Raw genomic sequence first — 14,879 nt, forward strand, 5'->3', positions numbered from 1 at the left:
ATTTTTTATTATAAACGATCTTTTACAAACTCAATTTGTGTCTTTCCGTGTGCCAACGGCTTTCCGTTTTCGTCCAGATTAACCATTGTGGTATTATCAATTGTAATGATGATTTCACGCGTCATCATATTTCTTACTGCACATTTCAAAACCAAAGAAGTAGTTCCGAATTTAACTACATCAATTCCGATCTCCACAATGTCACCTTGTTTAGCCGAACTCTTAAAATTTATTTCGGACATGTGTTTCGTAACGACTCTCTGATTTTCTAATTGGATAATGCTGTACAGCGCCAGCTCTTCATCTATCCAGGCTAATAATTGTCCGCCAAACAAAGTCCCGTTAGGGTTTAGATCTTCGGGTTTAACCCACTTTCTGGTGTGAAATCTCATAAATTTTATAGTATATTAACAAAAATAGGTTTTTATTACGGGATTTTTTCGTTAATTTTAAAGAAAAAACATGATGGACAGAGATACTTTTTTAAAAGAATTCAGAGGCGAAACTTTAGGAACAGTAAGTGCTCAGTCTTCACCAGATGAGCTGTTCCAAAATCAGACCATCCGACCGGTTTTAAAACTCCAAAACGATCTTTTTGTAGCCGTTTTTATCAATTATGTGAATAAAAACAAAGCTGATTTTTATTCGTATACCGTCGAAAAAAAATTGCAAACCATCGAAAACTCCATTCAGAAAGACATCAAATTCAGAAATTCTCTAAAAGGAATGGTCATTGCTTTCTTTACAGTTGACGAATACAATACCTACATTCAGAATTCTTCCAGCTTAAATAAAAGAATGATGAATTTAGTGATTGATCGTTTGAAAAGTCAGGTGCAGTTGTTTGAGTTGCAATCTAATTAAGGGAGAGGTTGTTTTTGTTTCAGGTTTCAGGTTTCACGTTTCAGGTTAAAACTGTGACTGTTGTTTTTGTCACGAATTTCACGAATTGACACGAATTAATTCGCTTAAGCCTTGAAATTTGTGGCGAAGAAAAAAATAGCCACAGGTTAAGGGATTAAAATGATTAAGCAATCTGTGCTAATCTTTTTAATCTGTGGCAAAAAAAATAATTCGTACCAATTCGCGAAATTTGTGGCGAAGAAAAAAATAGCCACAGATTAAAGGATTACATTGATTAAGTAATCTGTGCGAATCTTTTTAATCTGTGGCAAAAAAAACAATTCGTATCAATTCGAAAAATTTGTGGTAAAGAAAAAAATAGCCACAGATAAAGGATTACAATGATTAAACAATCTGTGCGAATCTTTTTAATCTGTGGCAAAAAAAATAATTCGTGCCAATTCGCGAAATTCGTGGCAAAAAAAAAGAGCCATCTCAATACTCGAGACAACTCTTCTTTTTTAAATAATATCATTTACAAATAACGCTCCTGAAAAACGTTCTGGTGATGCTTCTGATGCCCAATTATTACAAAACCTAAGGCACGAACTGAGATCAGGTTATTTGAAGCTGTTCCGATAGCTTTAAGTTGCTCTGCGGACAAACTTTTATAAAATAACAAATTTGAATGTCGCAATGCCGAAAATTCAGTTAACAAATCCTGAATACTTCTTCCGTTAGAATTGGTGTTCTCCACATATTCATTTTCGTCAAAACTTTGTAATGGCGTTTTATCGTATCTTGAAAATCGCAAAGCGCGGTAAGCAAAAATACGCTCCGTGTCAATTATATGCTGAATAATGTCTTTGATTGTCCACTTCCCTTCTGCGTAACGATAATCAAATTTATCCATTGGAATATTTTGCACAAATTTGATAAAAGCATGAAGCGAAATTTCTAATTCTTCTATCAAATTCACCTCTCCGGCTTCGCGGACATAACCTGCAAACCCACCTGAGTATTCGTTTTCTAATAATTCGCTTGAATTCATTTTCTATACTTTTTTGTTTTTAAATCAATTTTTCACTCCTATTGTTACGCTGAATTTCTACTTGCATTTGTATTTCCGAAAAGCGATCTCGTAACAATTTTTTCGTATACTTTGATCAGCTCCTCATTGCCTCCGTTTTCTTTATTCAGTTCGTTAATACGCAATAAAGCATATTGCTGTATCGTTAGCAAAGGCAAAACAATACGTTCTCTAATCTGAATGGATGCTATACCGTCAGGGTAATTCTCCATTAACGTTTTGTGGTCTGCTATTTTAAGTAAAAGGCGTTTCGTTTCTACAAATTCATCGTAAATAATTTGCCAGAATTCACCAAACTCAGGGTCTTTTCTCATATAAGCTGTCAACGGGAAAAATGATTTTGCCAAAGACATCATACTGTTTTCAAGCAGCGTTCTAAAGAACAAAGAATTGTGATACAGATCGTATACTTTATCCCACTGATTTGTATCTTCAAAATGTTTCAGGGCAGCTCCTACTCCAAAAAAACCGGGTACATTTTGTTTTAACTGACTCCATGAACCCACGAATGGAATAGCACGTAAATCAGCAAAATCCAATTGCTCTGACTTACTTCTTTTAGATGGACGGCTTCCGATATTGGTTTTAGAATAATACTTTAAAGTACTCATCTTTTCCAAATAGGGAATAAATTTAGGGTGATTTTTAAAACTTAAATATTTATCATAGCCTAACTCGGCTAATTGTGTCAGAATCGCTGTTTCGTCGGCACTTAGTTCATTTTTTTCTTTGCTAAAAACCTGATTGGTAACTCCTGCGCTTAATAAATTTTCAATATTATAACGACAAGAATCTAAAGTCCCAAAATTAGAACTGATCGTTTGTCCTTGTACGGTGATCTGAATTTCGTTATTTTCAATTTTTGGCCCTAAAGAAGCATAAAATTTATGTGTTTTTCCACCACCACGCGCTGGAGGTCCACCACGACCATCAAAGAAAATTACTTTGACATTGTATTTTCTTGAAATATCTGTTAAAGCGATTTTTGCCTGATAAATACTCCAGTTTGCCATTAAATAACCACCATCTTTAGTTCCGTCAGAGAAACCAAGCATGATTGTTTGTTTGCTTCCTCTCGCTTGTAAATGTTTCGCATACTCCGGATTAGTATACAATTGCTCCATAATTTCATGAGCCTTTTGTAAATCATCCACAGATTCGAACAGCGGTATAATATCAACCGTAGGATTTTCCCAGTTATTTAAACGGATCATGGCAAAAGTTTCCATTACATTCAAAGCACTTTCGTTGTTGCTAATAATATAGCGATTAGCGCCCGACTCGCCATTTGCATTTTGAATGGCTTTTATAGTTTGCACCGATTCTAAAGTAGATTTTGTGATTTCGTTCTCAAAATCATTCGGATCTAACGCTCCTTTTACCTGTGAGAGCACTACTATTTTTTCGTTTTCAGACAGGTCAAAATAATTATCCGGGAATACTTTTGATCCTGAATTTAAATAATGATCTACGACATCTTTAAATACAACATTGTGAATTTTACTATTCTGGCGTATATCTAAAGTTGCAAAATGGAATCCGAACAGATTAATTTTTACCAAAAAAGCTTCCAATTCATCTAAATATAACGACTGGTGTTTTTCTATAATGATGCTTCTGATTTTATTCAGTTGTGCCAATAATTCTTCTAATGTAATGTAAATTTCACCTTTAGAATAAAAAACAGAACGGTAAAGTTTATGTTCAAGTTCCGTTACCAAAGTATCAACACCTGAGAACGTTAGCTTTCGTTTTAACTTTCTCATTTCAACATAATAACACTTTAAAATAGAAGTACGTAAACGCTCTGCTACTTTTAAAGTAATCTCTGTTGTTACAAAAGGATTTCCATCTCGATCCCCTCCCGGCCAGAATCCAAGTTTGATTAATTGGTTTTGTATGGCTTCACCATGAAGGAGGTTTTTTTGTAAATAATGAACAATTTCGCCTGAAGTTTCGTAGAAAACATTTTCAAGATACCAAATCAAACTAACCGCTTCATCATAAGGATTTGGTTTTTCGTTTTGAATAAAAGGTGTTTTTCCAAGCTGTGCTAAAAGCTGTTTGATTTTAAGCAAATCATTCAATCGAATCGCTTCTGTTAAATCGTTTATAATCCCTAAAACAGGCCCAGGGTAAAACTGTGTCGGATGCGCTGTTAAAACCGTTCTGACGTTAAAATTTTCAAGAAATTCAATAAGTTCATCGTCTTTCTCTTTCGCGTCTGATCTTTCTTTAATATCACGAAGCGATCCGCGTCCTTCCATATTGTTTACTTCGGGAAAAGCGGCGTCTTCAATAGCATCAAAAAGTACAATTTGACGTTCTATGTATTGAATAAATCGAAACATTAAGTCGATTTTTTCACTCTCAGAGCCGTTGTTTAAATACTTATTAGAAAAGAAATCGAAAATTTCCTTTGGTGTCTCCTGTTTTTTAAAACCCGTTTCACAAGTTTCTGTAAACAAAGGCAGTAAAACACCTGTATTATCAATAGAATCAAAAGGTAATGTTATAAAAACACTATTATAAATATGATATTTTGAGAGAACGTCCTGATTAAAACGTTCAATTTTAGGTAACGTGTACATAATTGTGTTGTAGTTGGTTGGTTAATTAGTCATAAAAAAACCCCAAGAATAAACTTGAGGTTATATTTTAGTATAGCATTCAAGAAAGTATTACATATTTTTAAAAATAGTATGCATCAAACGCTTCTTATCGTTTATACTTTCTTCTAATGAAATCATTGTTTCTGTTCTGTAAACTCCTTCGATATCATCGATCATAAAGATTACTTCTTTTGCATGCTTGGTATCTTTTGCTCTGATTTTGCAAAAAATATTGAATTTTCCCGTAGTAACTGAAGCTACAGTTACGAATGGAATTTGATTGATTCGCTCTAATACAAATTTAGTTTGTGACGTGTTATTAAGGAATACCCCCACATAAGCAATAAATGAATACCCTAATTTATCATAATCTAAGGCTAAAGAAGATCCCATTATTATCCCCGCGTCTTCCATTTTTTTTACCCTAACATGTACTGTTCCAGCAGATATCAATAGTTTTTTTGCAATGTCAGTAAACGGAACTCTCGTATTGTCTATTAACATATCTAAAATCTGGTGATCTACTTCATCTAAACGAAATTTACTCATAATTCTTTAATTAATATTACTAATTGCTATTACAAAGTATAAAAATATGCATAAAAAATAACAAATTCACATAAAAACTAAGTTTTTATCAACCCGTTAACAAATTTAATATTTTTATTTAAATAAAAATCTGCTTTTTGATTCAAATTCGGAAAATTATTAAAGTCATCAGAATAACTCGCTCCTTCAGCATCATATTCAAAATGTCCAAAATAATTCTCTAATTCACCTACTTCAACTATATAGGCATTGAACTCAATCTTATTTCCAATCAATTCTTCTCTGTATTGTGCGACAAAATTCGTAATTATTTCAATACCATCATAATTTATTTTGACATTTTTATACATAAAATCATAAAAAACGACTTTATTTTGTGAAATATTCAAATAATCATAAAATCTGTTATGAACTAAATCGTTTTCGGAAAGTATTTTAAAACTTGAAAAAAGTGAGAAAAATAGGAACTTCCGAGTGATTTCGCGGCTGTAGTCGTTTCTATAGTGGCCTGCTTCAAATAAAATCGTCGGTACGCCTAAAAATTGAAACGTATCTCCTATGCAATTAATGTTAAATGAATCATCAAAACGACCGATTTGTCCGGGAATATATTCCTGCAAAACATCGTTTAGACCGGCTATTAAATTAATCGCCTGTAATCGGGTGGGATTTACTTCTCTTTCTTCATTATAAGAAGGGGCCAGAAAAGAAAGGGTTGCAGGTTTTCCGGTATCTCCCGCTCCAAAAATAGTACGCTGATCGTGCAGGTTAAAACAATAATCCGGTTTAAATTCTTCAAATACTTTTCTGAGAACAATACTCTCCGGCTGCGTAAGATTCTGAGAATCACGGTTCAGGTCTATCTTATTGGCGTTTTCACGTGTGTAAAGTGCCGCTCCGTCAGGATTTAGAATTGGAATACAATAAAAAGTAAATGTTTCAAGCATTTTAAGCGCAATATCAGATCCGCTGTTAAGGACATTGATGAAATCAAAAAGTGCTTTTGTTGTTGTACTTTCATTTCCATGCATTTGAGACCACAGATAAATCCGTGTTTTACCTGTCCCAATTTCATAGCTATAGATGGGTTTATCCAAAACTGATTTGCCAATAACCTTAACCTGATTGTTCGTATTAAGCTTATCTAATAAAGGCTGAATATGGTCTAAAGTCAAATAACGACCTTCTATTGATTGTTCTTTGTATTGGTTAAATAATTCTTCTAATTTCATTGTCTTTTGATTAGTTTACAAAAGTAAACATCTTTATTTTTACAATTGTAAATAATCGAAAAAAGAATAAATTTAGAAATGTAAACACAATTTATCAATTTGTTTAGGAATCTTGCAACTCCAGTATTATCAATTACTCCTAATGTTAATTATTACAATTAAACATTTAAAAATCAACTACTTAAAACACTTAACATAAAGTAATAAACTATATATTTTCACCTTTCTATTCTAATTTCCAACTGTAAAATAGGTTGTCTGATTCCTTTTAATTACATTTGTAAATAGTTAACCTCTTTAATAAAATTTACAATGGTAAACATCGATGATTTTGTAAAAAGACTGGAACTACTCCTTGATTATTATGGATTAAATGCCTCTGCATTTGCGGACAAAATAGGCGTGCAACGTTCCAGCATGTCTCACCTGCTTTCCGGAAGAAACAAACCGAGTCTTGACTTTGTATTAAAAATTTCAACCATTTTTCCAGAGGTCGATCTGTATTGGATTTTAAACGGGACAGGAAATTTCCCTAAAAAAGAAAATGAATCTCTAAACAATACAACAGAGGTTGTTTCGGCAACGGAGCAAGTGCACGCTCCTATTCCATCGAATGATAATCTCTTTTCGGCTGATTTGTTTTCGGGACTCCAAACTGAACCTGCTCCTAAAGAAGAAAAAAAATACAGTGCAGTCGCTAAAAGTTCAAATTCTGATCTGGAAGAAGACGAAATTGAAAAAATCATATTTTTTTATAAAAACGGAACATTTAAAGTATATGTCCCGTAGTTAAAAAATTATGCTGTATTTGAAAATTTTTAAAAATATTTTTCATTTAAGCGATTCTCACGTCGATTGAAAAATAGCGCCAATTTAGAGTGCAAATCCGTTTTCAGGAATTTTACCTACGACTCCATCATAATGTTTTTTCAAAACCTGTAAATCGTCCTCATAATTTCCGGTCGGGAAAAAAGGCTTTCCTAAATTCACTTCTTTTCTTCCCCAGTCAAAAGCTACAGGAACAATCGGTACATTCGCTTTAAGCGCGATATAATAAAAACCTGTTTTAATTTCTGTCACTTTTTTTCGCGTCCCTTCCGTAGCAACTGCCAAACGAAAGACTTCTTTACGTTCGAAAATAGCAGCTATAGAATCTACTTTGTTTAATCCTCCGGAACGATCTAAGGGTTCTCCGCCTACATTTCTAAAATAATAGCCAAACGGAAACCGGAACAATTCTTTCTTTCCGACCCAATTCATTTCCAATCCGGAAATTCCTCTGGTAAAAATTCCTAGATAAAAATCATGATTGCTTGTATGTGGCATTACCATCAAGATGCATTTTTTTACTTCAGCATTTTCGATCCCTACTATCTTCCAGCCCATTAGCTTAAAAAAGATAAATTTATACAACTGTTTCTTCATTAAATTCTATTGTTTGGCACAAAATAAAAGATTTAAATGTTATTTTTGAGTAAAACGAGGACAAAATGATTCAAAAAATAATCAGTTATCTGATTCCAATAAAAATTTTCAGGAAAAAATCGGCAAGAAGTAAAATAATCGAAGTGACCTGGACTAATGGAGAATTGGTTTTAGATTCTGAAAACACCAATTATTCTTATGGCAGTTTACAGCGTATTTTAAGATATGGTCTGCGAAATATTGGTTATAAAACAATTCTTGAAATGGATCATGTTCTGGTCCTGGGAGTGGCCGGTGGCAGCGTCATCAAAACTTTAATTGATGAAATTGAATATAAAGGAAAAATTACCGGTGTTGAAATTGATCCGGATATGATTCAGATTGCCAATGAATACTTTAACCTGAATCAAATAAAACAGCTTGACCTTATTATCGACGATGCTTTCGAATTTGTTTTAAAAACAAAAGACAAATACGACCTTATTATTATTGATGTTTTTGAAGATATAAAAATGCCGAACTTTCTGTTTGAAAGCTTCTTTAGCAACCGGATTTGCTCGCTTTTAAAAGATCGTGGTTTTGTACTTTTTAATACCATGATTCTCGACGAGGCACATAATGTAAGAAACAGGAAGTACATTTCGGAAATAAATACTAAATTGTTTACCTCAAAAATGTTGCCCCGAATTGAAGTTCATAACGAATTAATAATCATCGAAAAAGTTGCCTAATTTACCTTTATGAAAACCTTAGTCTCTATTTTAAAAGCCTTGCCTCCAACAAAAGTCATTGACGCCAGTATTGATTTTTCAAAATACATTCCATTAGATCTATCTGTGACTAACAAAGAATTAGTTAAAAATAAGCCTTCGAATGTCGAAGAAATTGAAGATTTTATTTCAAATTATTTGGAAAGAAATGATGCCGAGATCGCCTTCGGTGGTTATATTGAAGGGCGAAATTTATACCAAAGAAGCAGTATTTTTAAAGACGGCTCAAACCCCGAACGCAACATTCATATTGGATTGGATTTATGGGGAAAAGTAGAAACAAAAATCATTGCTCCGCTTGACGGAAAAATTCACAGCTTTAAAAATAATATTGGTTTGGGTGATTATGGCCCTACTATTATTTTGGAGCACGAAGTCGAAAATGAAAAATTTTATACTTTATATGGACATTTATCGTTAGAAAGTATAGAAAACCTTACCGTTGGGGACATTTTCAAAAAAGGTGACTATTTAGCGACTTTTGGAAGTTCGACTGTTAATGGGGATTATGCGCCACATTTGCATTTTCAAATTATAAACAATATTGAAAATTACAATGGCGATTACCCCGGAGTTTGCAATATAAACGACTTAAATTTTTACATAGAAAATTGCCCCGACCCTAACTTATTATTAAAAATAACATAAATAGTTATGAAGAAAGCAATATTGATTATATGTTTGTCCTTATTAGTCGGATGTAAATCTAAAACAATCAAGAGAGATACTGAAGATTTGAAAATCACAAAAGTGGGAGCTTCTGAAATGAATTCCAATCAACAGAAAAAAGCGTATGATTTGGGGAAAAGAGTTTTAGAAACTTGTAACACTTCTAAATTTAAACCTTTTAATGGAACTGAAGTTACCCAATCGGTAATGGAAAATACAACCGAAGAGCGATTGACAAAAACCTGTCAGCGATTTCGTCAGTATTACGGAAGTTTTGTTGATTTGAAATTAGATGGGGTTTACAAAACCAAACACGAAGTCATTTATCGCTACCATGCCCTTTACACTAAAAAAGTAGCAAACAAAGAACTGCGCGTTTTTGTGAATGAAGAGAATTTAATTTCTGCCATAAAATCAATGGATTGGGAAGCGAATTTTGAGTCTAAATTAAACGATTAAAAAATTATAGTATGAAATTAAAATTGCCTTTTTTTGTGTTGCTTTTCATATCGGCCTTTGCAAATGCTCAGGAAATGATGATAGTAAATGGTTCTAAACCTTTTCCGGCTACACAAGAATATACCTTTATCTGCGAAAAATATGCTTTTACAGGTGAGACAAAAGTCCAGCTTGCGAAAACAGAAAAAGGAGGGATTTTAAAACTATCAATTGATACCGCCAATGAAAAATCAAGAATTTTGGGTGGTGTTTATGTAGATCTGGCTAATGGAGATGTTATTCCGTGTGTGGACAAAAACGTAAAAGAGTCAACAGCCGGTAAAACAACCTCTTACTATTATTTTACGCCCGCAGAAATGCTAAAATTAAAGAAAACAGATATCAAGTCTATCCGATTTATAATTGTTGGAGGTACCGATGTTTTTGGGAATCAGACCGGGCATTTTACAACAGTGAATAAGATGGCTTATTTTTCTACTGCTTTTGATACTTCAAAAAAATCATACGATACTGCAAAAGAAATTAGCGTTTTGTAAATATACTTTAATAGAATAAGTCTTATATTTATGCTCTAATTGTACTAAAAAAATGAATTCAAACGAAAACTTAATCGCTAAGTTCTATACTGCTTTTGGAAATGCTGACTACAAGACAATGAGCGAATGTTATCATCCAAAAATACATTTTATTGACCCTGCTTTTGGCTTATTAAAAGAAGAACAAGTTTCTGCAATGTGGGAAATGTTGCTTTCAAGAAGTAAAGGCAATATTAAAATTGAATTTTCAAACATCAAAGCAGATGAATTCTCGGGTTCAGCCAATTGGATTGCTACATATAATTTCAGCAAAACAAACAGAACTGTAGTCAATAAAATAGTAGCTGAATTTATTTTTCAAGATGGTTTAATCATCAAACATACGGACAATTTTGATGTTTGGAAATGGTCCAAACAGGCTTTTGGTTTCACAGGTCTTCTGCTGGGTTGGACAGGTTTTTTTCAGGACAAAATAAGGAAACAGGCTTTGTTATCTCTCAAAAAGTTTCAGGAATCCAAATAAATTAGTTAAATTGTACATTACATAATTCACAATAGCTAAAAATTATTTTGAACTTCATTTAATATATCCGCCTTTTTTAAAGTTTTATTTCTTGTTGCTGCTTGATATCAAGTTAATTGTGTTTTTTAATCTTAATGACTAATTATGAAAGAAATTGTACACAAGAAATTAAATCAATTACAAGCAACAGCGATATGCGGAAATGACATTAGTTCCTCCTGCTTATATGTATCGGCATTAACCATTTTGTATGCAGGGCAATTTGCCTGGATTTCGTTACTGATTGTTGCAGTTGTTTTATTCCTTTTCAGAAGAATTTACGGAGAAGTGGTGGGTGCAATTCCTTTAAACGGAGGCGCATACAATGTTTTATTAAACACGTCAACCAAACGCTTGGCTTCTCTTGCGGCTACATTGACTGTTTTATCGTACATGGCAACTGCTGTTATTTCAGCATCTGAAGGAATGCATTATCTACATGGGATATTTGACGGTTTAAACATCATCACCGCCACGATTGTTGTTTTGGTACTCTTTACCGGACTCGCTATTTTAGGAATTGGAGAATCGGCCTTTGTTGCCGTAATCATATTTATAACACATTTAGTTACCTTAAGTTTGCTTGTTCTGGCATCGTTGTGGTTTATTCTGAACAATGGATTAGAAACCTTCCACCTCAATTGGCAGACGCCTATAGCTTATGGAAACATAAAAACAGCACTTTTTCTTGGTTTCTCGGCAGCAATGCTTGGAATTTCAGGCTTTGAGAGTTCTGCAAATTTTGTTGAAGAACAAAAACCGGGAGTTTTTCCAAAAACCTTGAGAAACATGTGGGCAATTGTGAGTTTCTTCAATCCTGTGATTGCACTTTTATTGATAAGTATCATTCCATTAGCCGAAGTTGGTTCTAACAAAGAATCTCTTTTAGCGTATTTGGGACAAACAACCGGAGGCTCCTGGCTTGCGTGGTTGATCTCAATAGATGCGGTTTTAGTGCTTTGTGGTGCCGTATTAACCTCTTTTGTTGGGGTTTCTGGATTACTAAACCGAATGACCTTAGATCGTATTCTTCCCAATTATTTCCTCAAGCAAAATAAAAGAGGTTCTCATTACCGAATCGTAATCAGTTTCTTGGTTCTTTGCATATCAGTTTTATTTGTAACAAACGGACATTTAGAGTCATTGGCTGGTGTTTATACCTTCTCCTTTTTAGCTGTTATGGCCTTATTTGGAATTGGAAATTTACTGCTAAAATTTAAACGCAGAAAGCTACCAAGACCCGAACGCGCCAGAGGAATTGTTGTGGTTATCGCGGTTTCCAGTATTATTGCGGCCTTTATCGGTAATATGCAACTGAACATCAATTCGTTTTATACTTTCTTGAAATATATGGTGCCGTCCCTATTGTTTATTGGAATCATGTTAAACCGTATCTTCTTGATTCGGGTTCTGATTGAAGGTTTAGAGTATTTTTACCAACCATTAAGAAAAATGGTTATCGTAAGTAACCGTTACCTGCATAAAATGAGCTTAAAGATAAACTCGCAAGAATTTGTCTTTTTTACCAAAGGTGATGACGTGGCTATTCTAAATCGAGTACTGCAATATGTGGAAGGAAACGAAACAACCAAAAAACTTAAAATTGTACACGTTACAAACGGCATGACAAGCAATGAAGAGTTGCGAAAAGATTTAGAAGTTTTAGATCGTGCTTACGACGAAATTGATATCGAATACCTCGAAATTGAAGGTGTATTTGGTCCCGAAATTATAGATGAACTATCCGAAAAATGGAAAATCCCAAAGAACTTTATGTTCATAGGTTCCCCCGGAAATAAATTTTCTTACCGCGTCTCCGACTTAGGAGGTGTGCGTTTAATAATGTAGTTCTTAAAAAAAAAATCAAACCCGACAGGTTTTTGAAACCTGTCGGGTTTAAATATTTATTTTTTATTATTAAGATTTAAACCATCCCGCCACTAATTCATCTTCAAAAGAAGTCGCGTCTTTATGGATAAATTCATTTGTGTTTTTATTATAAGAATAATCTAAAGCCCATGTTTTATGGTTTTCTGCCATTTCTTTAATGCTTTTACAAACAAAAGCAATCTCTTCATCGGTAGTAGTTGGGTGAATAGACATTCTGATCCATCCCGGCTTTTTGATCAAATCACCAATGGTAATTTCATTGACTAATTTATTCGAAGTTTCCTGATCAACATGTAATAAAAAGTGCCCGTAAGTCCCGGCACAACTGCATCCTCCTCTGGTTTGAATTCCAAATCTGTCGTTCAGTAATTTTACGCCAAGGTTAAAATGAAGATCTTCTACAAAAAAGGAAACAACTCCCAATCGGTTTTTATGTTGTCCTGCTAAGATTTTGATATTCGAAACTGCATCTAATTCATTAAAAACAAAATCAACGATTTCGTGTTCACGTTGCAAGATGTTCTCAATTCCCATTTCTTCTTTCAACTCAATAGCCAAAGCTGTTTTGATTACTTGTAGAAATCCAGGAGTACCGCCATCTTCACGATCCTCAATGTTATCAATATATTTGTGTTCGCCCCAAGGGTTTGTCCAACTTACCGTTCCACCTCCGGGACAATCCGGAATCATGTTGTTGTATAGTTTTTTATTGAAAATCAAAACACCTGAAGTCCCCGGTCCTCCTAGAAATTTATGCGGAGAAAAGAAAATGGCATCTAAATAAGATTCCGGATCTTCCGGATGCATGTCAATTTCTACATAAGGTCCTGAACAGGCGAAATCCACAAAACAAACCCCATTATGCTGGTGCATTAATTTTGCAGCTTCGTGAAATGGAGTTTTTAACCCCGTCACATTAGAACATGACGTAATTGAAGCGATTTTGATAGTTCTTTCTTTATATTTCTCTAATAATTGCTCCAAATTATCCAGACAAAAAAGCCCTTTCTCACAAGATGGGATAATTTCTACATCTGCAATCGTCTCTAACCAAGAAGTTTGATTCGAATGATGCTCCATATGAGAGATAAAAACGATCGGCTTTTTCTCTGCTGGTACAATGGTACAATCTTTTAAATTTTCAGGTATTTTTAAACCTAAAATACGTTGAAATTTATTGACAACACCTGTCATTCCTGTTCCATCCGTAATCAGAACATCATCCTGATTGGCATTGGTATGACGTTTAATGATGTTTCTGGCATGATGATACGCTTTTGTCATGGCAGTACCTGACACGGTCGTTTCGGTATGCGTATTGGCAACAAAAGGACCAAATTCATTCAAAAGTTTCTCCTCTATAGGGCGATATAACCTTCCACTGGCAGTCCAATCGGTATAAATGATCTGTTTTTTGCCGTATGGAGAAGTAAATTCCTGGTCAACACCAACAATATGCTTTCTAAAATCCTGAAAATATGTTTCTAAACTGATGGTACTATTTTTGCTATTCATTAGTGTGCCTGTATTTGATTGCAAATATATTGCTTTTTTATAGAACTGAGAATTTATCAATTATAAACTTCAAACATTAGATAACCTTTTAGTATCTTTAATTAAATAGTCTTTTTTATAAAAATTTATCATAATATTCTATCGGATTAATAGGGCAATAAGAACTTAAACTATACTTTTTTATGGAAAATTTAGCAGTGGCAACTTTTGGTGGTGGATGTTTTTGGTGTATTGAAGCCGTAATTCAGCGTTTAAAGGGGGTAGAATCCCTAAAATCAGGATATTCAGATGGTTTTATTAAGAATCCACCCTACCGTGAAGTTTGCACCGGAAGAACGGGTCATGCCGAAGTAATTCAGGTAACCTTTAATCCTGACATAATTTCATACCATGACTTAATTACTGTTTTTATGACAAGTCACGATCCTACAACGTTAAACCGTCAGGGTGGTGATAGTGGAACACAATATCGTTCTATTATCCTGTACCATAATGACACTCAAAAGGAAATTGCAGAACAAGTTTTCGAAGAAGTAAAACCCGTTTTTGCGGATCCGATTGTAACACAGTTGAAACCTTTTGAAGTATTCTATGAAGCAGAAGATTACCATCAGAATTACTACAATGAAAATCAAGAAGCAGGATACTGTCAAATGGTGATTGACCCTAAAGTACAAAAACTAAAAAAGATGTACGCTGATAAATTGATTGGTTAATACGACTTTTA

At 33.8% G+C, this 14,879-nt stretch carries 16 protein-coding genes; 9 read left to right on the top strand and 7 right to left on the bottom strand.

All coding sequences use genetic code 11. The features are described from left to right. Positions 1 to 8: 8 nt before the first annotated feature. Positions 9 to 392 (bottom strand): acyl-CoA thioesterase, encoded by a 384-nt coding sequence (locus LNP23_RS16805; protein ID WP_047777460.1) that lies wholly within the window; start codon positions 390 to 392, stop codon positions 9 to 11. Between the two features lie 70 nt (positions 393 to 462). Between LNP23_RS16805 and LNP23_RS16810 the strand changes: the two genes are divergently transcribed. Continuing rightward, positions 463 to 864, top strand: a complete 402-nt coding sequence (locus tag LNP23_RS16810) for a hypothetical protein (protein ID WP_047777458.1) — start codon at positions 463 to 465, stop codon at positions 862 to 864. A 514-nt stretch (positions 865 to 1,378) separates the two neighbouring features. Here the strand turns inward: LNP23_RS16810 and LNP23_RS16815 are convergent. The 4 genes from LNP23_RS16815 to LNP23_RS16830 form a co-directional block, all read right to left on the bottom strand. Continuing rightward, entirely contained in the window at positions 1,379 to 1,894 is a 516-nt protein-coding gene (locus LNP23_RS16815; RefSeq protein ID WP_230002067.1) for a DinB family protein, read from the bottom strand. Between the two features lie 44 nt (positions 1,895 to 1,938). After that, a complete protein-coding gene (locus LNP23_RS16820; RefSeq protein WP_230002068.1) occupies positions 1,939 to 4,524 on the bottom strand; it encodes a phosphoenolpyruvate carboxylase in 2,586 nt (861 codons plus the stop codon). 90 nt (positions 4,525 to 4,614) lie between these two features. Beyond that, complete coding sequence (locus tag LNP23_RS16825) at positions 4,615 to 5,094, bottom strand: Lrp/AsnC family transcriptional regulator (protein ID WP_007805990.1); 480 nt, start codon at positions 5,092 to 5,094, stop codon at positions 4,615 to 4,617. A gap of 77 nt (positions 5,095 to 5,171) precedes the next feature. Next, the gene (locus tag LNP23_RS16830; protein ID WP_047777451.1) at positions 5,172 to 6,326 is read right to left on the bottom strand and encodes a M14 family metallopeptidase; all 1,155 of its coding nucleotides are present in this window, start codon (positions 6,324 to 6,326) and stop codon (positions 5,172 to 5,174) included. 312 nt (positions 6,327 to 6,638) lie between these two features. Here LNP23_RS16830 and LNP23_RS16835 point away from each other — a divergent pair, with 312 nt between their 5' ends. After that, positions 6,639 to 7,115 (top strand): helix-turn-helix transcriptional regulator, encoded by a 477-nt coding sequence (locus LNP23_RS16835; RefSeq protein ID WP_230002069.1) that lies wholly within the window; start codon positions 6,639 to 6,641, stop codon positions 7,113 to 7,115. Between the two features lie 84 nt (positions 7,116 to 7,199). On the opposite strand, the gene LNP23_RS16840 is transcribed toward LNP23_RS16835, so the two are convergent. Further along, entirely contained in the window at positions 7,200 to 7,751 is a 552-nt protein-coding gene (locus LNP23_RS16840; RefSeq protein WP_230002070.1) for a 1-acyl-sn-glycerol-3-phosphate acyltransferase, read from the bottom strand. Positions 7,752 to 7,816: 65 nt separating this feature from the next. On the opposite strand from LNP23_RS16840, the gene LNP23_RS16845 reads away from it, so the two are divergent. The 6 genes from LNP23_RS16845 (at position 7,817) to LNP23_RS16870 (ending at position 12,595) form a co-directional block, all read left to right on the top strand. Further along, the gene (locus tag LNP23_RS16845; RefSeq protein ID WP_230002071.1) at positions 7,817 to 8,482 is read left to right on the top strand and encodes a spermidine synthase; all 666 of its coding nucleotides are present in this window, start codon (positions 7,817 to 7,819) and stop codon (positions 8,480 to 8,482) included. 9 nt (positions 8,483 to 8,491) lie between these two features. Continuing rightward, complete coding sequence (locus LNP23_RS16850; protein WP_230002072.1) at positions 8,492 to 9,169, top strand: peptidoglycan DD-metalloendopeptidase family protein; 678 nt, start codon at positions 8,492 to 8,494, stop codon at positions 9,167 to 9,169. A gap of 6 nt (positions 9,170 to 9,175) precedes the next feature. After that, positions 9,176 to 9,649, top strand: coding sequence for a hypothetical protein (locus LNP23_RS16855; RefSeq protein WP_230002073.1), 474 nt, complete (start codon positions 9,176 to 9,178; stop codon positions 9,647 to 9,649). Positions 9,650 to 9,660: 11 nt separating this feature from the next. After that, positions 9,661 to 10,185 carry a hypothetical protein gene (locus LNP23_RS16860; RefSeq protein WP_230002074.1) on the top strand — a complete coding sequence of 175 codons (525 nt, stop codon included), beginning with the start codon at positions 9,661 to 9,663 and terminating at the stop codon, positions 10,183 to 10,185. Between the two features lie 52 nt (positions 10,186 to 10,237). Further along, positions 10,238 to 10,708 carry a nuclear transport factor 2 family protein gene (locus LNP23_RS16865; RefSeq protein WP_047777439.1) on the top strand — a complete coding sequence of 157 codons (471 nt, stop codon included), beginning with the start codon at positions 10,238 to 10,240 and terminating at the stop codon, positions 10,706 to 10,708. Positions 10,709 to 10,852: 144 nt separating this feature from the next. Beyond that, positions 10,853 to 12,595: an APC family permease gene (locus LNP23_RS16870; protein WP_230002075.1), complete on the top strand. Its 1,743-nt coding sequence runs from the start codon at positions 10,853 to 10,855 to the stop codon at positions 12,593 to 12,595. Positions 12,596 to 12,664: 69 nt separating this feature from the next. Here the strand turns inward: LNP23_RS16870 and LNP23_RS16875 are convergent, their stop codons facing one another. Next, positions 12,665 to 14,152, bottom strand: coding sequence for an aminotransferase class V-fold PLP-dependent enzyme (locus tag LNP23_RS16875; protein WP_047777436.1), 1,488 nt, complete (start codon positions 14,150 to 14,152; stop codon positions 12,665 to 12,667). 182 nt (positions 14,153 to 14,334) lie between these two features. Here LNP23_RS16875 and msrA point away from each other — a divergent pair, with 182 nt between their 5' ends. Then, a complete protein-coding gene (msrA, locus tag LNP23_RS16880; protein ID WP_230002076.1) occupies positions 14,335 to 14,868 on the top strand; it encodes a peptide-methionine (S)-S-oxide reductase MsrA in 534 nt (177 codons plus the stop codon). Positions 14,869 to 14,879 lie beyond the last annotated feature (11 nt).

Origin of the sequence: Flavobacterium cupriresistens, from assembly GCF_020911925.1 — a bacterium.
Taxonomy (GTDB): domain Bacteria; phylum Bacteroidota; class Bacteroidia; order Flavobacteriales; family Flavobacteriaceae; genus Flavobacterium; species Flavobacterium cupriresistens.

Coding starts and splice junctions, on each gene's coding strand:
- LNP23_RS16805 (WP_047777460.1), bottom strand. CDS start 392: ATGAGATTTCACACCAGAAAGTGGGTTAAACCCGAAGATCTAAACCCT.
- LNP23_RS16810 (WP_047777458.1), top strand. CDS start 463: ATGATGGACAGAGATACTTTTTTAAAAGAATTCAGAGGCGAAACTTTA.
- LNP23_RS16815 (WP_230002067.1), bottom strand. CDS start 1,894: ATGAATTCAAGCGAATTATTAGAAAACGAATACTCAGGTGGGTTTGCA.
- LNP23_RS16820 (WP_230002068.1), bottom strand. CDS start 4,524: ATGTACACGTTACCTAAAATTGAACGTTTTAATCAGGACGTTCTCTCA.
- LNP23_RS16825 (WP_007805990.1), bottom strand. CDS start 5,094: ATGAGTAAATTTCGTTTAGATGAAGTAGATCACCAGATTTTAGATATG.
- LNP23_RS16830 (WP_047777451.1), bottom strand. CDS start 6,326: ATGAAATTAGAAGAATTATTTAACCAATACAAAGAACAATCAATAGAA.
- LNP23_RS16835 (WP_230002069.1), top strand. CDS start 6,639: ATGGTAAACATCGATGATTTTGTAAAAAGACTGGAACTACTCCTTGAT.
- LNP23_RS16840 (WP_230002070.1), bottom strand. CDS start 7,751: ATGAAGAAACAGTTGTATAAATTTATCTTTTTTAAGCTAATGGGCTGG.
- LNP23_RS16845 (WP_230002071.1), top strand. CDS start 7,817: ATGATTCAAAAAATAATCAGTTATCTGATTCCAATAAAAATTTTCAGG.
- LNP23_RS16850 (WP_230002072.1), top strand. CDS start 8,492: ATGAAAACCTTAGTCTCTATTTTAAAAGCCTTGCCTCCAACAAAAGTC.
- LNP23_RS16855 (WP_230002073.1), top strand. CDS start 9,176: ATGAAGAAAGCAATATTGATTATATGTTTGTCCTTATTAGTCGGATGT.
- LNP23_RS16860 (WP_230002074.1), top strand. CDS start 9,661: ATGAAATTAAAATTGCCTTTTTTTGTGTTGCTTTTCATATCGGCCTTT.
- LNP23_RS16865 (WP_047777439.1), top strand. CDS start 10,238: ATGAATTCAAACGAAAACTTAATCGCTAAGTTCTATACTGCTTTTGGA.
- LNP23_RS16870 (WP_230002075.1), top strand. CDS start 10,853: ATGAAAGAAATTGTACACAAGAAATTAAATCAATTACAAGCAACAGCG.
- LNP23_RS16875 (WP_047777436.1), bottom strand. CDS start 14,152: ATGAATAGCAAAAATAGTACCATCAGTTTAGAAACATATTTTCAGGAT.
- msrA (WP_230002076.1), top strand. CDS start 14,335: ATGGAAAATTTAGCAGTGGCAACTTTTGGTGGTGGATGTTTTTGGTGT.